The organism is Candidatus Poribacteria bacterium (assembly GCA_026706025.1).
Taxonomy (GTDB): Bacteria; Poribacteria; WGA-4E; order WGA-4E; family WGA-3G; genus WGA-3G.
On sequence record JAPOZO010000083.1, the window covers coordinates 1 to 14,114 of the forward strand.

General features: G+C 46.5%; 11 protein-coding genes. 9 read left to right on the forward strand and 2 right to left on the reverse strand.

What is annotated here, in order from left to right; genetic code table 11:
* Positions 1 to 214 precede the first annotated feature (214 nt).
* Both OXH00_20625 and OXH00_20630 read left to right on the forward strand, forming a co-directional pair.
* Entirely contained in the window at positions 215 to 1,393 is a 1,179-nt protein-coding gene (locus tag OXH00_20625) for an ABC transporter permease subunit (protein ID MCY3743425.1), read from the forward strand.
* Between the two features lie 19 nt (positions 1,394 to 1,412).
* Positions 1,413 to 2,795: an ABC transporter permease subunit gene (locus OXH00_20630; protein ID MCY3743426.1), complete on the forward strand. Its 1,383-nt coding sequence runs from the start codon at positions 1,413 to 1,415 to the stop codon at positions 2,793 to 2,795.
* Between the two features lie 45 nt (positions 2,796 to 2,840).
* On the opposite strand, the gene OXH00_20635 is transcribed toward OXH00_20630, so the two are convergent.
* Entirely contained in the window at positions 2,841 to 3,767 is a 927-nt protein-coding gene (locus OXH00_20635) for a hypothetical protein (protein ID MCY3743427.1), read from the reverse strand.
* 212 nt (positions 3,768 to 3,979) lie between these two features.
* Complete coding sequence (locus OXH00_20640) at positions 3,980 to 5,557, reverse strand: hydantoinase B/oxoprolinase family protein (GenBank protein ID MCY3743428.1); 1,578 nt, start codon at positions 5,555 to 5,557, stop codon at positions 3,980 to 3,982.
* A 107-nt stretch (positions 5,558 to 5,664) separates the two neighbouring features.
* Between OXH00_20640 and OXH00_20645 the strand changes: the two genes are divergently transcribed.
* The 7 genes from OXH00_20645 to OXH00_20675 all read left to right on the forward strand — a co-directional run bounded on the left by OXH00_20645 (position 5,665) and on the right by OXH00_20675 (position 13,975).
* Positions 5,665 to 6,633, forward strand: a complete 969-nt coding sequence (locus tag OXH00_20645; protein MCY3743429.1) for a Gfo/Idh/MocA family oxidoreductase — start codon at positions 5,665 to 5,667, stop codon at positions 6,631 to 6,633.
* A 76-nt stretch (positions 6,634 to 6,709) separates the two neighbouring features.
* Positions 6,710 to 7,663, forward strand: a complete 954-nt coding sequence (rsmH, locus tag OXH00_20650) for a 16S rRNA (cytosine(1402)-N(4))-methyltransferase RsmH (GenBank protein ID MCY3743430.1) — start codon at positions 6,710 to 6,712, stop codon at positions 7,661 to 7,663.
* Between the two features lie 164 nt (positions 7,664 to 7,827).
* Complete coding sequence (locus tag OXH00_20655) at positions 7,828 to 8,151, forward strand: cell division protein FtsL (GenBank protein MCY3743431.1); 324 nt, start codon at positions 7,828 to 7,830, stop codon at positions 8,149 to 8,151.
* Between the two features lie 71 nt (positions 8,152 to 8,222).
* Positions 8,223 to 10,019, forward strand: a complete 1,797-nt coding sequence (locus OXH00_20660; GenBank protein MCY3743432.1) for a penicillin-binding protein 2 — start codon at positions 8,223 to 8,225, stop codon at positions 10,017 to 10,019.
* Complete coding sequence (locus tag OXH00_20665; GenBank protein ID MCY3743433.1) at positions 10,016 to 11,494, forward strand: UDP-N-acetylmuramoyl-L-alanyl-D-glutamate--2,6-diaminopimelate ligase; 1,479 nt, start codon at positions 10,016 to 10,018, stop codon at positions 11,492 to 11,494. Before OXH00_20660 ends, OXH00_20665 begins: the two co-directional genes overlap by 4 nt.
* A gap of 28 nt (positions 11,495 to 11,522) precedes the next feature.
* Entirely contained in the window at positions 11,523 to 12,284 is a 762-nt protein-coding gene (locus OXH00_20670) for an alpha/beta hydrolase (GenBank protein MCY3743434.1), read from the forward strand.
* Between the two features lie 38 nt (positions 12,285 to 12,322).
* Positions 12,323 to 13,975, forward strand: a complete 1,653-nt coding sequence (locus OXH00_20675; GenBank protein MCY3743435.1) for a UDP-N-acetylmuramoyl-tripeptide--D-alanyl-D-alanine ligase — start codon at positions 12,323 to 12,325, stop codon at positions 13,973 to 13,975.
* Positions 13,976 to 14,114 lie beyond the last annotated feature (139 nt).

Here is a 14,114-nt window from a genome sequence, read left to right on the forward strand (position 1 = left end):
CTCGTCCCCAGGTAACCGCTTGAGGTGGATGGTAACATCCATCCCAGATGAATGATCATCACATACAGAATCCGGCTTATTCTCAACTCAAGCTTCTCGTTTTGACACTAAGCGATTACAACCGAGATGTCGATCTACACATGATCTAAGGCAGATAGGTTCGGTTAGGAACCGAACCTACCGGACCTGGGTCCGAGGCGGTTTAGAAAACAATATGGGTCAACTTGGTAACTTGATCAAGCACGAACTAATTGATAATCTCACCAGTGGTCGTTATATCCTGACAAGTATTGTGTGCATCGTCTTATGTGTAATTTCTATCGTTTTAATGTCGCACGATTACCAACACCGAGAAAAACAGTCGAATTTGGCGCGTGGCATCTCCAGCCCTCCACAACCACTGAGTCTAATCGCGAAAGGAACAAATGAAGTCCGTCCGGTCATCCCAAATTATCACCCTCGATATAACGTCATCGGACAGGTTTTCATGCGTTTTGGTGAAGAACGCCACATCTTTGAACTGTTTGAAACACCTGACTTTGTCTATATTGTCAGTATAGTCTTGTCGGTCCTAACGATTTTTCTCTCTTATGATAGCATTTGTGGTGAAAAAGAGACACATACCCTCTCCTTGGTGCTGAGCAATTCTCTTCGGCGATCAACATTTCTATTAGGCAAATGGATCGGCGGCTATATCAGTCTGCTTTTGAGTTTCTCTCCGGCAGTGCTGCTCATGTTCATCTATATGTATACCTTCTCCGGCGTTTCACTTTCCGGTGAGCATTTCCTGCGGCTCGGTGGCATTATCTGCTTCACTTTGATCTATCTCTCTGTGTTTTTTACACTCGGCTTACTCGTTTCTACAGTAGTTCATCGAGAGGCAACTTCCCTCGTTTTGTGTCTATTTATCTGGATGATATGGACGTTATGGATACCGAGGCTCGCGCTTTTAACGACGCGGACAATAGCACCCGCTCCGTCTGAAGGTGAGCATAGACAAATGAAGGAACAGGTTGTTACCGAACACGACATCACTGAGGAACAACGAGAGATATTGTGGTCAATGGACGATACCTATATTGCCAAGATTGACCGCCAAATTGAGTTAGGAAAAAACCTCTCTCGTCTTTCGCCATTGGCATCCTATGTCCACGGTTCAACGACGCTCGCACAAACAGGAATACCAGATTATCAAGACTATCGACGCCGACTTTTCGCATGGCTTAAACGGGGTGTGAGACAAGAGGGACAATGGTCCATGTTTGTTCATCGACCCCAGCCGTTGGAACGCAGTTTCTCTGCGGTTTGGATTGATTTGCAACTGCTCCTCTTGTGGAACGTCTTGTTGTTCATGGGAGCGAACTTAGCGTTCCATCGTTATGATGTGAGATGACAGCGGAATTGAGGAAAACATGTTCTGGACATTAATCAAAAAAGAAATACATGATCATATCCTCAGTGCTCGTTTCGCGGTTTCAATGATTCTGGCATTGATTTTTCTCATCGGGTCAACGGCAATGTTAGCGACGGATAAGACTTGGGCAGGACGGCAATTATATACAGGGTACAAACTCAAAGACTATCTGTATACCAATAAGTATAGTTGGTATTGGATGAACCGAGACCTTCCAACATTGAGGGTTTTGGCAACAGGATTGGACGAAGAACTCTCTTTGAATGCCAATAGTGAAGCAAAAATGGGGCCTCAATTTGAGAACAATCGACAATTTGTTAATAACCCAAACCGCTATCTCTTTTCCCAGTTGGATTTTGTTTTTTTCTTTAATATCGTCGGGAGTCTGTTAGCATTTGTGTTTACGTATGACACGATTTCGGGAGAATCTCGTCGCGGGACCTTACGGCTGGTGTTGGTAAATTCCATCTCACGTCCTTTGCTTTTGACCGCGAAGTTCGTTGGGAGTTATCTCAGCCTAATCACTTCTCTACTGCCGGCACTGATGAGTGTGATTCTACTCTTATACCTAATGCCGAATGTGAATCTTCGTCCCTCTGATTGGGTAGCAACCTTATTTCTTTTTTTGTTGGCGCTGCTTTACCTATCTGTTTTTTGTGCGCTTGGGCTTTTTGGGTCATGTTTGACAAAACATCCGAAAACGACACTAACTCTTTTGATGGCGTTATGGGTAGTCATGGTTTTAGTGATACCCAACTTTAGTCCATTTTTAGCCGCCTATTTGCGTCCTATCCCTACAGTGTATGAGGTCCATGAGAATATACGAAGACTCTCAGGAGATATTTGGCAACAGAGCCACGAGGCGGTAGAGGAATTCATACAGGAACATGGCGGCGATCCAGCAGCCCTAAGTGATGCGGAGAAACAAACTATAGACAAAATCCGAGCGAAAGCGGAGCGGAGACAGATGAACCTAAGCGTGGGAAAAGCAGCAGAAATCCGACAAGATTTCATCAATGCGGTTGAAGCGCAAGCCGATATGAATCTGTCCATCTCCCTAATTTCGCCCTCGGCGGCATTTGTTTTTTTAGCGACTGATGTAGCGAATACCGGAATTTTCAGCGAATGGAATTTCCGGAGCGCTGTTATTCGATACCGTCACCAATATGCTGAACACGTCAATAGATATATTGAAGAAACGGGAGACTATGAAATCCTACAACGTATTTTGAAAGCGGATCCGCCAGATTTTGTTCCACCGAAGTTTTTTGTTTCTGATGTAATATCGATGCATTTCAATCTGCTGGTGGTTCTTTTGCTTTATAGCGTCGTGTTTTTCTTTGCAGGTCAAGCCGTGTTTATTCGCAGACCACTGACATAACACACAGAGTGGATCGATCCTACCAATTGAGTCAATCAGCACTTTCTATTCACTCATTTGCGCAATGCGACCAAAATCTTTCAATGTTTTCAAAGTCTCGACCGTGAACCTGGATTGCCATTCCCGCTTGGCTGTTCGCCACGCCTCTGGATATTGATCGCCCCAGGAGAAATTCGGGGACCAAGAGCCGTCCCCGCCCTGCTGTTCGATCTCAAAGTCCAAGTTCATCGCCACTTCATCCTTGAGCCCAGCAGCTAAGGGTGATTCTGGAGAGGGCACCAACCACAGAGGTTTGAGAACATAGTCAGTCAACGCCTCCGCGTTCCGGGCAACACCGGGTGCTGCTGCTCGAGCGAGTTTTGCCCAGACCTTGTCCCTATTCGGCAGAACCTCTGTCTCCGCGAGCCTTACGAAACAGAGGGAGTCGTGCATCTCCATTTCGTCGGGTAGAGAATATAGATGCTCCAAAACGGTCGCTGTTAATGTCTCCAGCAATTGCGTCGGCACGCCATCGCTAAATTCGTGCAAATACCCGACAATCTCAGCGCGAGGGTTGACCAGAAACTGACCGAAAGTTTCGGCACTATTCCCATAATTCCACCAAGGCGCGTGAGGTGCATCATCCACTTCAGGTGGAATGATAGGCCATACCTGTTGGGACGCCTCATAGGTGGCAATAAAATACTGGATTCCCTGCTGGACCAATATGTGACTTGCAGGTGCTCGAATTTCTCTGAGAATTTGGAAGCCTACTGTGGTCACAATCGCGGATGAAAATGGTGTTCTAATGTCAGGTTCCAGACTGTGGCCGAAACCACCATCGTCGTTTTGATAAGGTGTTAGTGCGGCAAGAACGGCATCAGTGGGACCATCCTCAAAATGGAATTCAAAGCGTCTTTGGTCCAACGCTCGCCCCTGATCCATTATAAAGTCCTTTGCTTTCTGAAATGCCGATTGCGTCAGTTTTTTCACTGTTGTTGTCCGTAGTTTTCCTCTATTTGCTGCTGGCAATCGCGATCCTACCAAGTCGCTCCAGCAGCAAAATATCCTCATATACATAATTAATACTATTTAAGTTATATATGATAACATATTAATTTAAAAATGTAAATTATTTTTTTTTATGCGCGCGGCATTTTTACCAGATTTCGGTGTCAAACCCAATCCTTTAGGTTACTATATTGTTAAGATGAAAATCCACCGCCACCGGGGGTCTCTATGCGAATAACATCGCCTTCGCGCGTTGAAACGGAGACCTTACTTGCTAACGGATGTTCTTCTCCATCAGAAATTAACACGTTGCGTCCGGGTTGTCCGGATTCTCCACCTTGCAAACCGTAAGGACCGCGGGTTCGGCGTTCTGAAAGAATCGTAACCTCCGCATCTGTCAGAAGTCGCAATGCTCGAATAACGCCATCACCCCCTCGAAATTTCCCCGCACCGCCCGTTCCGCGTCGGATTGCATATTCTGCCACCTGCATCGGATAGTTCGTCTCAATCGCCTCTATGGGAGTGTTCATTGTATTCGTCATGTGTGTGTGGATGGCATCAATACCGTCTCGGTTCGGGCGTGCCCCCATCCCGCCTGCGATAGTTTCGTAGTAAGTAAAATCCTTTCCGCGTGAAGCATCATAGCCGCCGATTGTGAGATTATTCATAGTGCCGGAACTCGCAGCAGGAATCTGGTCGGGACAGGCTTGCGCCAAAGCACCGAGTAGCACATCAACAATTCGCTGTGATGTTTCGACGTTCCCTCCTGCAACCGCTGCTGGGAACTTCGCGTTCACAACGGTTCCCTCTGGTGCAATCACTCGGATAGGTTCTAAACACCCTGCATTGGCGGGAACGTTTGCACCGGCGATGCATCGAAAAGTGTAAAAAACTGCGGAAAGCGTAATCGCGTAAATCGCATTGACAGACCCACGTGCTTGCGGTGCTGTGCCAGTAAAATCGACGACTGCTGTATCATTTTCAATCTCAATTGCAACCTGTATTTCAATCGGATCATCGGTAATACCGTCGTTGTCAAGTACATCGGCGTATACGTAACGTCCGTCAGGGATTTCTCGGAGGCGTGCCCGTACCATTCGGCTTGCATACTCGCACAGTTCTTGCATATACGCCGTAATCTCTGTCGTACCATATTTGGCTATCATCTCTCGCAATCGCCGTTCGCCGACGCGGTTCGCTGCGAGCTGTGCTTCCATATCGCCGCGCCGTTCTTCAGGTGTCCGGACATTGGCGAGAATTAGTTCCCAGAGGTCGGTATCCAATTCTCCGCTCCGGATAAGTTTGACAGGAGGGATACGGATCCCTTCTTGGATAACACTTGTTGCAATGGGCATAGAACCTGGGGCCATGCCACCGACATCTGCGTGATGCGCGCGATTCGCGACAAAGAAGACAGGTTTTTTTTCTGTTTTGTTGCCATTTCCATCCGAAAAAATGGGGGCAACGAGCGTGATATCTGGTAGATGGGTGCCACCGCGATACGGATCGTTGAGGGCGATCATATCACCGGGTACCATTTCGGTATGTTCAATCGCAGCGAGGACGGAAAGCGGCATAGAGCCGAGATGCACTGGAATGTGCGCGGCTTGCGCGACCATCTTGCCGGTCCCATCAAAAACAGCACATGAAAAATCAAGGCGTTCTTTGATATTGGGTGAAAACGCTGTGCGTTGTAGTGTTACACCCATCTCCTCGGCAACCGAGGTCAGCATGTTTTTATAAAGTTCGAGTTTGATAGGGTCTGTGTTCATTAGTTTTAATGTATAAATTGGCGAGTAGCGTCAGTATGTATAAGTGAATTGCATTTTAACACCTTCTCCTATAACATGCAAGGAAAGATTTGCAAGGAGGATCCAAAATGAAAAAAATCAATATCGCACTGATCGGCGCGGGTGGAATGGCAAATGGCGTTCATTATCCATCGCTCAGAGAATGTGAAGATGTGAATCTTGTCGGATTGTGCGACCTGGTCCCATCGAAACTTCAGGCAACAGCGGAACGGTTTGAGATTGATCAGACGTTCACTGATTATCGGGAGATGCTTGAAAAAACGTCTCCAGATGCTGTATATATTTTGATGCCACCGCAGCACCTATTCCCTCTGGCTATTCACTGCCTTTCGCAGCAACTCCATGTTTTTATTGAGAAACCCCCGGGTGTTACGCTCCACCAAACCAAGGAGATGGCGTTAGCGGCGGAAAAGAACAATTGTAAAACGATGGTTGGTTTTAATCGTCGTTTCATTCCGCTTTTACAAAAAGTTAAAGCGATAGTTGAAGCAAACGGTCCAATCATTCAATGCATGTCAACCTTCCATAAAAACACGCCAAATGCGCTCTACTACGATGGTGTGATAGATGTTTTGACCTGTGATGCGATTCACGCCGTAGATGCGCTCCGATGGCTTGGTGGAGGCGAGGTGAAAGCCGTTGCGAGCGACATCAATAGTTTCTATTCCGAGCGTGAGAACAGTTTCAACGCACTCGTCAAATTTACGAGTGGTGCTTCTGGATATCTTGGCACGAATTGGGCAGTTGGCGGACGCATCCATACATTTGAAATGCACGCACGTGGGATTTCGGCTTATATCAATCCCGACGCAGGCGGACGCGCGGTACTTCACACGCCCGAAGGCACAACCGAAATTACACCGGAGACAGCGGCGGATTCTGACAAACTGCACAGAACCTATGGATTTTATGGCGAAAGTAGGCACTTTGTGGATTGTATCCAGCAGGACGAGCAGCCACTAACCTGTTTTTCGGATGCAGTCAAGACGATGGAACTTGTGACGGCTATCTACCAAAATCGGATAGACGCATTATAGTGACCCAATAGCCCATAAAATGAATTGGCACGTTTCTTGCTAAGCAGCAAAGGTATAAAGTCATATTGGAACGAGTATGGATACGCACCACATACCAGTTTTATGCGATAAAGTGGTTGATTTTCTTAAACCGAAATCGGATGGCGTTTACATAGACGGTACTGTCGGATTAGGTGGGCATAGTGAGACTATCCTTGAAACCTCTGCTCCGAGTGGACGTGTGATCGGAATAGATCTGGATGTTGAAGCTCTCACTGTTGCTGAAAGTAGGCTACACGCCTTTGGGGAGCGGTGTTCCCTTATTAACGGCAATTTTGCTGAGATGGATGTTTTACTGGAAAGACATTCAGTTCATGCTGTTGACGGTATCCTACTTGACTTAGGGGTGTCATCGCTACAGTTAGATACACCACACCGAGGGTTTAGTTTCAACCACACCGGTCCTTTAGACATGCGTATGAATCCCGGACAGGCGTTGGATAGTGCTGATCAGACCGTTCCAACGGCTATGAAAGTGGTCAATGATAGCACAATAGACGTTCTTGTTGATATTTTTAAGCGATACGGTGAAGAACGATACGCGAAACGAATTGCGGATCGGGTTGTTCAAGCGAGACAACAAGAACCGATAATAACAACGACGCAGTTCGCAGAAATTGTCAAGCAAGCTGTCCCGCGAAAGACATTCAAAATCCATCCAGCGACGCGTGCGTTTCAAGCACTACGGATTCACGTCAACGCAGAGTTGGAAAACTTGGTGTCAGGTTTAGATGTCGCAATATCACTCTTGAAACAGGGCGGTTGTCTGTGTGTTATCACATTTCATTCGCTTGAGGACAGAATAGTCAAACATTGCTTTCAGACATGTGCCAAGACGTGTATCTGTCCACCGAAAACGCCTATCTGTATTTGTGAACACAAGCCATCGGTAGAGATTATCACAAAACGTCCGGTATTACCGAGTGAAACTGAAATTCAAAACAATCCGCGAGCAAGAAGCGCAAAACTACGTGCCGCTCGCAAATTGTAGTCCATGGCTTCTACGAAAAAGTGTATCTTAAATAATATCTTCAACGTTTAGAAAGTAAAGGTTTTTATGAGTAATAAGATATTCAGAGAACGGTTGTAAAGTAGCATCAGAAAACTGCAGTCCGGAAGTCCGGTTCTCTAAAATCGGTTAGCAGGTTCAATCAAATGCAGACACCAGATATCTATTCAACACGTACTACGAAAGTGGAGGAACCGAAGCCGAAAAAGAGGTTTCCATTAGTCTACGTCGTTTTAGGGTTATCTTTTTGTGCCTTCGCTGGTAGCATCTGGTTCTCATCTTACGCGAAAAATGTCGCTTTACTGCGGCAGCCTGTCTATGAAAGACAGAAACACTCCGTCCAAGATGAAATTCATCAACTTGAATTGGAGGAGTCAGCGTTAACCCGTATCCAAAGGGTTCAACAAATCGCAACTGAGCTTAAAATGGTTGAACCGACAGATGCTTCACAGATCGTCTGGGACAAATAGTTTCGTTTTTTAGTGTTGTTTTTCGCCTTTTTGAAAGGCATTTGGATTCATCTTAATTTTATAGGTCAAACATGAAAAACAATTTGCATTTATCCGTCCGCCGCCTCGTTTTCGTCCTTATAGTGCTACAAGTCGGATTTCTGTTGCTGGTGGGTAAACTGTTCATAGTACAGATATCCAACAATACAGAACATCAAGAGACAGCTGATCGCACTTGGCACTCTCCGCGTACAGCCACAATAAAGCGAGGCAAAATTTTGGATAGGCATGGCAATATTTTAGCCTTGAGTCGTCACAGTCTCTCTGTTTATGCCGATCCGAAGTATATCAAGACTGATCCGATAAAAGTTGCTGAAAGGTTATCACCCGTTCTGGGCGTTGCGGAGTCTGAATTGATCAGGCAACTCCGCCGTAAGGATAAACGGTTCGTGTGGCTCAAAAAGGATCTGGATTATAAATTGCTTGACGAGATTCGTTCAATTGAACGAGAGATCCGTGGCATAAAGCACGAAGTTGAACAAAAGCGGACCTATCCGAAGGGGGTGCTTGCAGCCCAAGTCATCGGACATATAAACGATCAGAATATGGGTGAGGGCATTGAATATCATTACAACAATTACCTATTGAGTGCGAAGGAACGCCAAGCCGCAGAGCGCGCAGCCGATGCCCGAAACGAACCGATTAAACTGCTAACGAATGGGCAATCTACCGATGATTACGGGTATAGCATCGTTTTGACCCTCGACGAATACATCCAAGATGTCGCTGAACAGGAATTGGCAGCAGCTTGCGAACAGTGGAACGCGCCGCGGGGGACAGTGATTGTCATGGCATCACAAACGGCAGAAGTATTAGCACTCGCGAGTTACCCGACGTACAATTTAAACGCATACGCCCGTAGCAGTGAGGAAGCCAAACGGAATTTTGGGGTTTGGTTTGCATACGAACCGGGTTCTATTTTTAAAATTGTTGCGTCTTCCGCTGTACTTAACGAAGGTATCATGACCCCTGAGTCAACAGTGTTCTGCGAGAACGGTCGATATCGGCTCTCAAATGGCAGGATTATCCGTGATGTTTCAGCAAAAGGGGTCCTGACCCTGGAGCAAGTGATTCAAAAATCCAGCAACATCGGCATGATTAAGGTTGTGAAACAGTTGGGACATGAGGACCTTGCTACTTATATTGAAAAGTACGGGTTTGGTAAACCGACGGGTGTAGATTTGCCATACGAGCACAGTGGCAGCCTTTATGCAGTCAAGTATTGGGACACCCACTCTCTGGGTTCTGTGCCTTTTGGTCAAGGGATTATGGTAACACCGCTGCAGATGGTAAATGCGTTAAATGTCATTGCCAATGATGGCAAACTCCTCCGCCCGCATATTACGCGCGAAATTCGAGACAGTAACGGGAGCGTGATTAAAAAGATCTATCCGCTCGAAGTTCGACAAGTACTGCACCCACAAGTCGCGAAACAGATGACAGATATACTTATTGGCGTTGTTGAGGGGGGTAGTGGTCGTCGCGCACGTGTTGAAGGATATAGCGTAGCAGGAAAGACAGGAACCGCTCAAAAAGCAGAACCTGATGGTAAAGGTTACGCTGGCAAAGAGATTATGTCGTTTATGGGGTTCCTCCCAGCGGAAAATCCTATGGTGTCAATAATCGTTATGCTTGATGAACCGACAGGGGCCCGCTTCAGCGGGCAAATCGCTGGGCCAGTATTTCAGAAAGTTGCCGCCCAAACGATGCAGTACTTGAAACAGACCGAGTTTTTCGGACCCCCGCTGCAAAAAACTCCAGAGTTTGCACCTGTTGCCACAGAACAAACGCGGGCACAACGCCTTACTGTGAAAGGAGAGGGGTTGTGAAGCTGCGTGAGTTGGTCCGCGGACTAAACCTTACTGCGAGTACCGGGTCGCTTGATATTGATATTACAGGTATCGTCAGCGATAATCGGGAAGTCGAACAGGGCAATGTTTTCGTCTGCTACCAAGGTCTTAGTGTGGACAGCCACATTTTTGTTGCAGATGCCCTACAAAAAGGAGCAACAGCCATCATTGGCGAAAAGCCAGTGACGGCGTTAGGAACACCAACAATACCTGTCCCCTATGTGCAGGTCCCTAATGGACGGCGTGCGATGTCCTTGCTCGCCGCCAATTGGCACGGAAACCCTGCAAAACACCTCAAACTTATCGGTATCACAGGTACCAACGGTAAAACATCAACTGCACACCTCATACATACGATCCTTAAATCAAGTGGACGAAAAACCGGACTGATTGGGACGGTCGGACACCAGTACACGAACGCTCAAGGCGAAGAAAAAACACTTCCTGCTTCGCTTACAACTCCCGATGCTTTCGCTCTCCATGCCCTCTTCAAACAATTTATTGAGGACGGCGTAGAATACGTTACCATGGAAACTTCCTCCCAAGGGTTAGCACTACAACGACTGGCAGGGCTGGTCTTTGATACTGCTGTCTTCACCAATTTGACCCAGGACCATCTTGATTATCATCAGACGATGGCGGAATACTTGAAGGCGAAACTCATGCTATTTGAACAACTCAGTGAAAAAGGAGTTGCGGTTTTGAATAGCGACTCGCCTGTGTCGGAACGCATTGCGGAAACCTGCCCAGATTCACTACTTTTGATGTATGGACTTGACAATAAAACTGACCTGCATGCCGAAGATATAGCGTTTTCGCATAACCGGTTGGCATTTACAGCGGTTACGCCAGAAGGACGGTTCCCAGCTAAGTTGCGCTTGCTCGGAGAATATAACCTTTATAATGCCCTCGCAGGTATTGCTGTGGGTATCCGTTACGGTTGCCCGATATCCGCAATCCAAGAAGGACTCGCAGCTACAATAGTACCCGGTCGGTTTGAACTCATTGATCGAGGGCAAGACTTTGCTGTTATCGTTGATTATGCGCATACGCCCGACGGTTTAGAGAATGTGCTTACTGCTGCAAAGCGTATCACCGAACGGAAATTGATTTGCGTTTTCGGGTGCGGTGGCGACAGGGATAACGGAAAACGCCCCAAAATGGGGAATATTTCCGCCCAGATTGCGGATTACAGCGTAATTACGTCGGACAATCCTCGGACTGAAAATCCCGATGCGATTATCGCGCAGATTGTGTCAAATTTACCACATGACACCAAATATGTGTGTATTTCGGAAAGGCGAGATGCTATCCATCACGCAATCGCCACAGCAAAAGCCGGAGATGTCGTTGTAATTGCGGGTAAGGGTCATGAGGATTATCAAGAAATTCACAGCAAGAGATTTCCGTTTGACGACAGGGGTGTTGCCTCAGATTTTTTGGAATCCCTCTAAAAATGCAGCAAGTGCAAAATAGCTATAGATGCCAAGCACGGAAGTTAACAACCTCAACATCTCATATCAGGTTGCCGGGGAAGGCGATGCTGTTCTCTTTCTACACGGTTGGGGCGCGGAGGCTGCAAGTTTTCAACCAGTTTTTGAATGGCTTGCGCAATCGCACAAGGTCTATGCGCTTGATTTGCCGGGATTCGGTAAGAGTCAAATTCCACCCACAGCATGGGATACCTCCGACTACGCGCAGTTTGTTAAAGCGTTTTTGGAAAAATTTTGCATCCCAAAGGTACATCTGATTGGTCACTCCTTTGGCGGTAGAATTTCGATTATCCTCTCAGCGGAGCACCCCGAAAAAGTCGATAAACTTATCCTTGTTGACTCTGCAGGGATTAGACCGCCGCGAACTACCAAATACTATCTCCGAGTAGGTATGGCAAAAATCGGTAAATTGCTCCGTCGATGCGGGAAACCTGGTATATGGCTTGCGAACGCGATGTCTGCTCGCGCCGGTTCCAAAGACTATCAGGAAGCTGGAGAGATGCGAGCCACGCTTGTTAAGGTCGTAAATCAAGATCTGCGTGCCCTATTACCACAGATATCGGCATCAACGCTACTTATCTGGGGTGAACACGATCAGGATACACCGGTATCATTCGGGCGAATTATGGAGCAGGAGATACCCGACGCGGGATTGGTCATCCTCAAGGAGGCAGGACACTTTTCATACCTCGACCAATTTCCACAGTTTTGCCGAATTGTCGCAAGTTTCTTAAAGATCACAAAAGCGTAAGAATCGCAAAGATACAAGGTCAATAGGAAAAAATAGAAATGATTTTGGAAAAGATAAGTGTAGGACTTTTCTACTTCGTAACGTTAGCTTGTTTGGCGAGAGCTGTTGTTAGGACGGCAAGTGGACTCCATATACTTCAACTTGATGGTTATAAGACAGACAGATACCTGAAGTGGATACGTCAGCATCTGACGAACTGTTTTGAAGTCAAAGAGATTCTCGTTATTGGTGGTTTGTTGGTTCTTACAGCGTTCTACCCTCAGTATCATACCACGTGGCTCTTTCCCATGTTGTGCGTTGCTTGGGGTGGATTCCAAGTCTATATGAGTACAAGACGGAAAAATGTTGAGGCAAAAAAACCGCTTGTCTATACAGCACGCGCGAAACGGGTGTTCGGGCTTTCGATCTGTCTGCTTGTAGGTCTCGCGACAACACTCGTTTTGATAGCAAAGACGAGTCCATGGCGGATTGCTATTTTTCTTTTTAGTGAAGTATCCGTCATTAACCTAACGATTGCGAATCTTCTCATTTATCCTTTGGAACGGACAATAAATGGGGCATACCTCTTTTCAGCAAGAAAACGGATTAGGACCCTTCAACCGAAAGTTATCGGTATTACTGGAAGTTATGGTAAAACGAGTACAAAGTATATTTTGCATCAAATTTTATCCCAGAAATTTAATACCTTGATGACACCTGACAGTTACAACACCCCCATGGGAATCTGCAAGGTGATCCGTGGTGACCTGACAGCAGAACACGAAATCTTTATTGTTGAAATGGGTGCATATAAACGCGGCGATATTCGAGAATTGTGCAATTTAGCGTCTCCCCAAATCGGTATCCTCACAGCTGTCGGCCCGCAGCATTTAGAACGGTTTAAAAGCATAGAAAACATTGCAAAAGGAAAATATGAACTCATTGAATCGTTACCAGCAGATGGACTTGCTGTCTTCAATTGCGACAACGAAATTTGTGCCGGACTTGCCGATAAACGGGAACAGACAGGGAGTCCCGTCCGACGCTACGCTACGGAAGCGTCTCCTGTGGTTTCGGTCGTCGATACTGCCGACCTGATCGCGATGAATGTTCGATACACTGATAACGGACTCGCCTTTACTGTCCACGCGAATACTGAGAAATTCGATATTACTGACACCGAAATTCAAACGCGACTTTTAGGTAAACACAATGTTTCCAACATCCTCGCTGCTGTGACAGTCGCTATGGAATGTGGAATGGAACTTGAAGAAATTCGGGAAGCAGTCGCTAATGTTGAACCTGTACCGCATCGATTACAATTAACCGCCGGTGCCGGTGGTGTAACTATCATTGATGACAGTTTCAACTCCAATCCTGTCGGAGCGAAAGCGGCACTTGAAGCACTTAACGAGATTGGAGAAGGGAAAAAAGTCTTGGTGACACCGGGGATGATAGAACTCGGTGAGAGAGAATACGAAGAAAACAGACGACTTGGAAAACAAGCCGCCGATGTCTGTGATCTGGTTATTTTAGTCGGACCTATAAGAACCAGACCGATTTTAGATGGTTTGAAGGATGCTGAATACCCGAGCCAGCAAATTATTGTCGCGCGCAACTTAGAAGAAGTCAAACAGCATTTAGCAACACAAGTTCAAACGGGTGACGTTGTTCTTTTTGAGAACGACCTCCCAGACAACTATGAGGAATAGTCGTCAGTTATCAGTTCGCTCCGCTTTCAGTTATCAGTTAAAAGGTTTCTGAGGGTCAATAATCTTTTAGGAACCGTTGTTTCTCCAATTTGGAAACGACGATTCCACCAAGATGTTCATCCATCAAAACCAAACTGAC

Bases quoted from the DNA above. Each gene is read 5' to 3' on its own strand.
- OXH00_20675 (MCY3743435.1), top strand. From the start codon at position 12,323: ATGATTTTGGAAAAGATAAGTGTAGGACTTTTCTACTTCGTAACGTTA.
- rsmH (MCY3743430.1), top strand. From the start codon at position 6,710: ATGGATACGCACCACATACCAGTTTTATGCGATAAAGTGGTTGATTTT.
- OXH00_20625 (MCY3743425.1), top strand. From the start codon at position 215: ATGGGTCAACTTGGTAACTTGATCAAGCACGAACTAATTGATAATCTC.
- OXH00_20645 (MCY3743429.1), top strand. From the start codon at position 5,665: ATGAAAAAAATCAATATCGCACTGATCGGCGCGGGTGGAATGGCAAAT.
- OXH00_20660 (MCY3743432.1), top strand. From the start codon at position 8,223: ATGAAAAACAATTTGCATTTATCCGTCCGCCGCCTCGTTTTCGTCCTT.
- OXH00_20640 (MCY3743428.1), bottom strand. From the start codon at position 5,557: ATGAACACAGACCCTATCAAACTCGAACTTTATAAAAACATGCTGACC.
- OXH00_20655 (MCY3743431.1), top strand. From the start codon at position 7,828: ATGCAGACACCAGATATCTATTCAACACGTACTACGAAAGTGGAGGAA.
- OXH00_20630 (MCY3743426.1), top strand. From the start codon at position 1,413: ATGTTCTGGACATTAATCAAAAAAGAAATACATGATCATATCCTCAGT.
- OXH00_20670 (MCY3743434.1), top strand. From the start codon at position 11,523: ATGCCAAGCACGGAAGTTAACAACCTCAACATCTCATATCAGGTTGCC.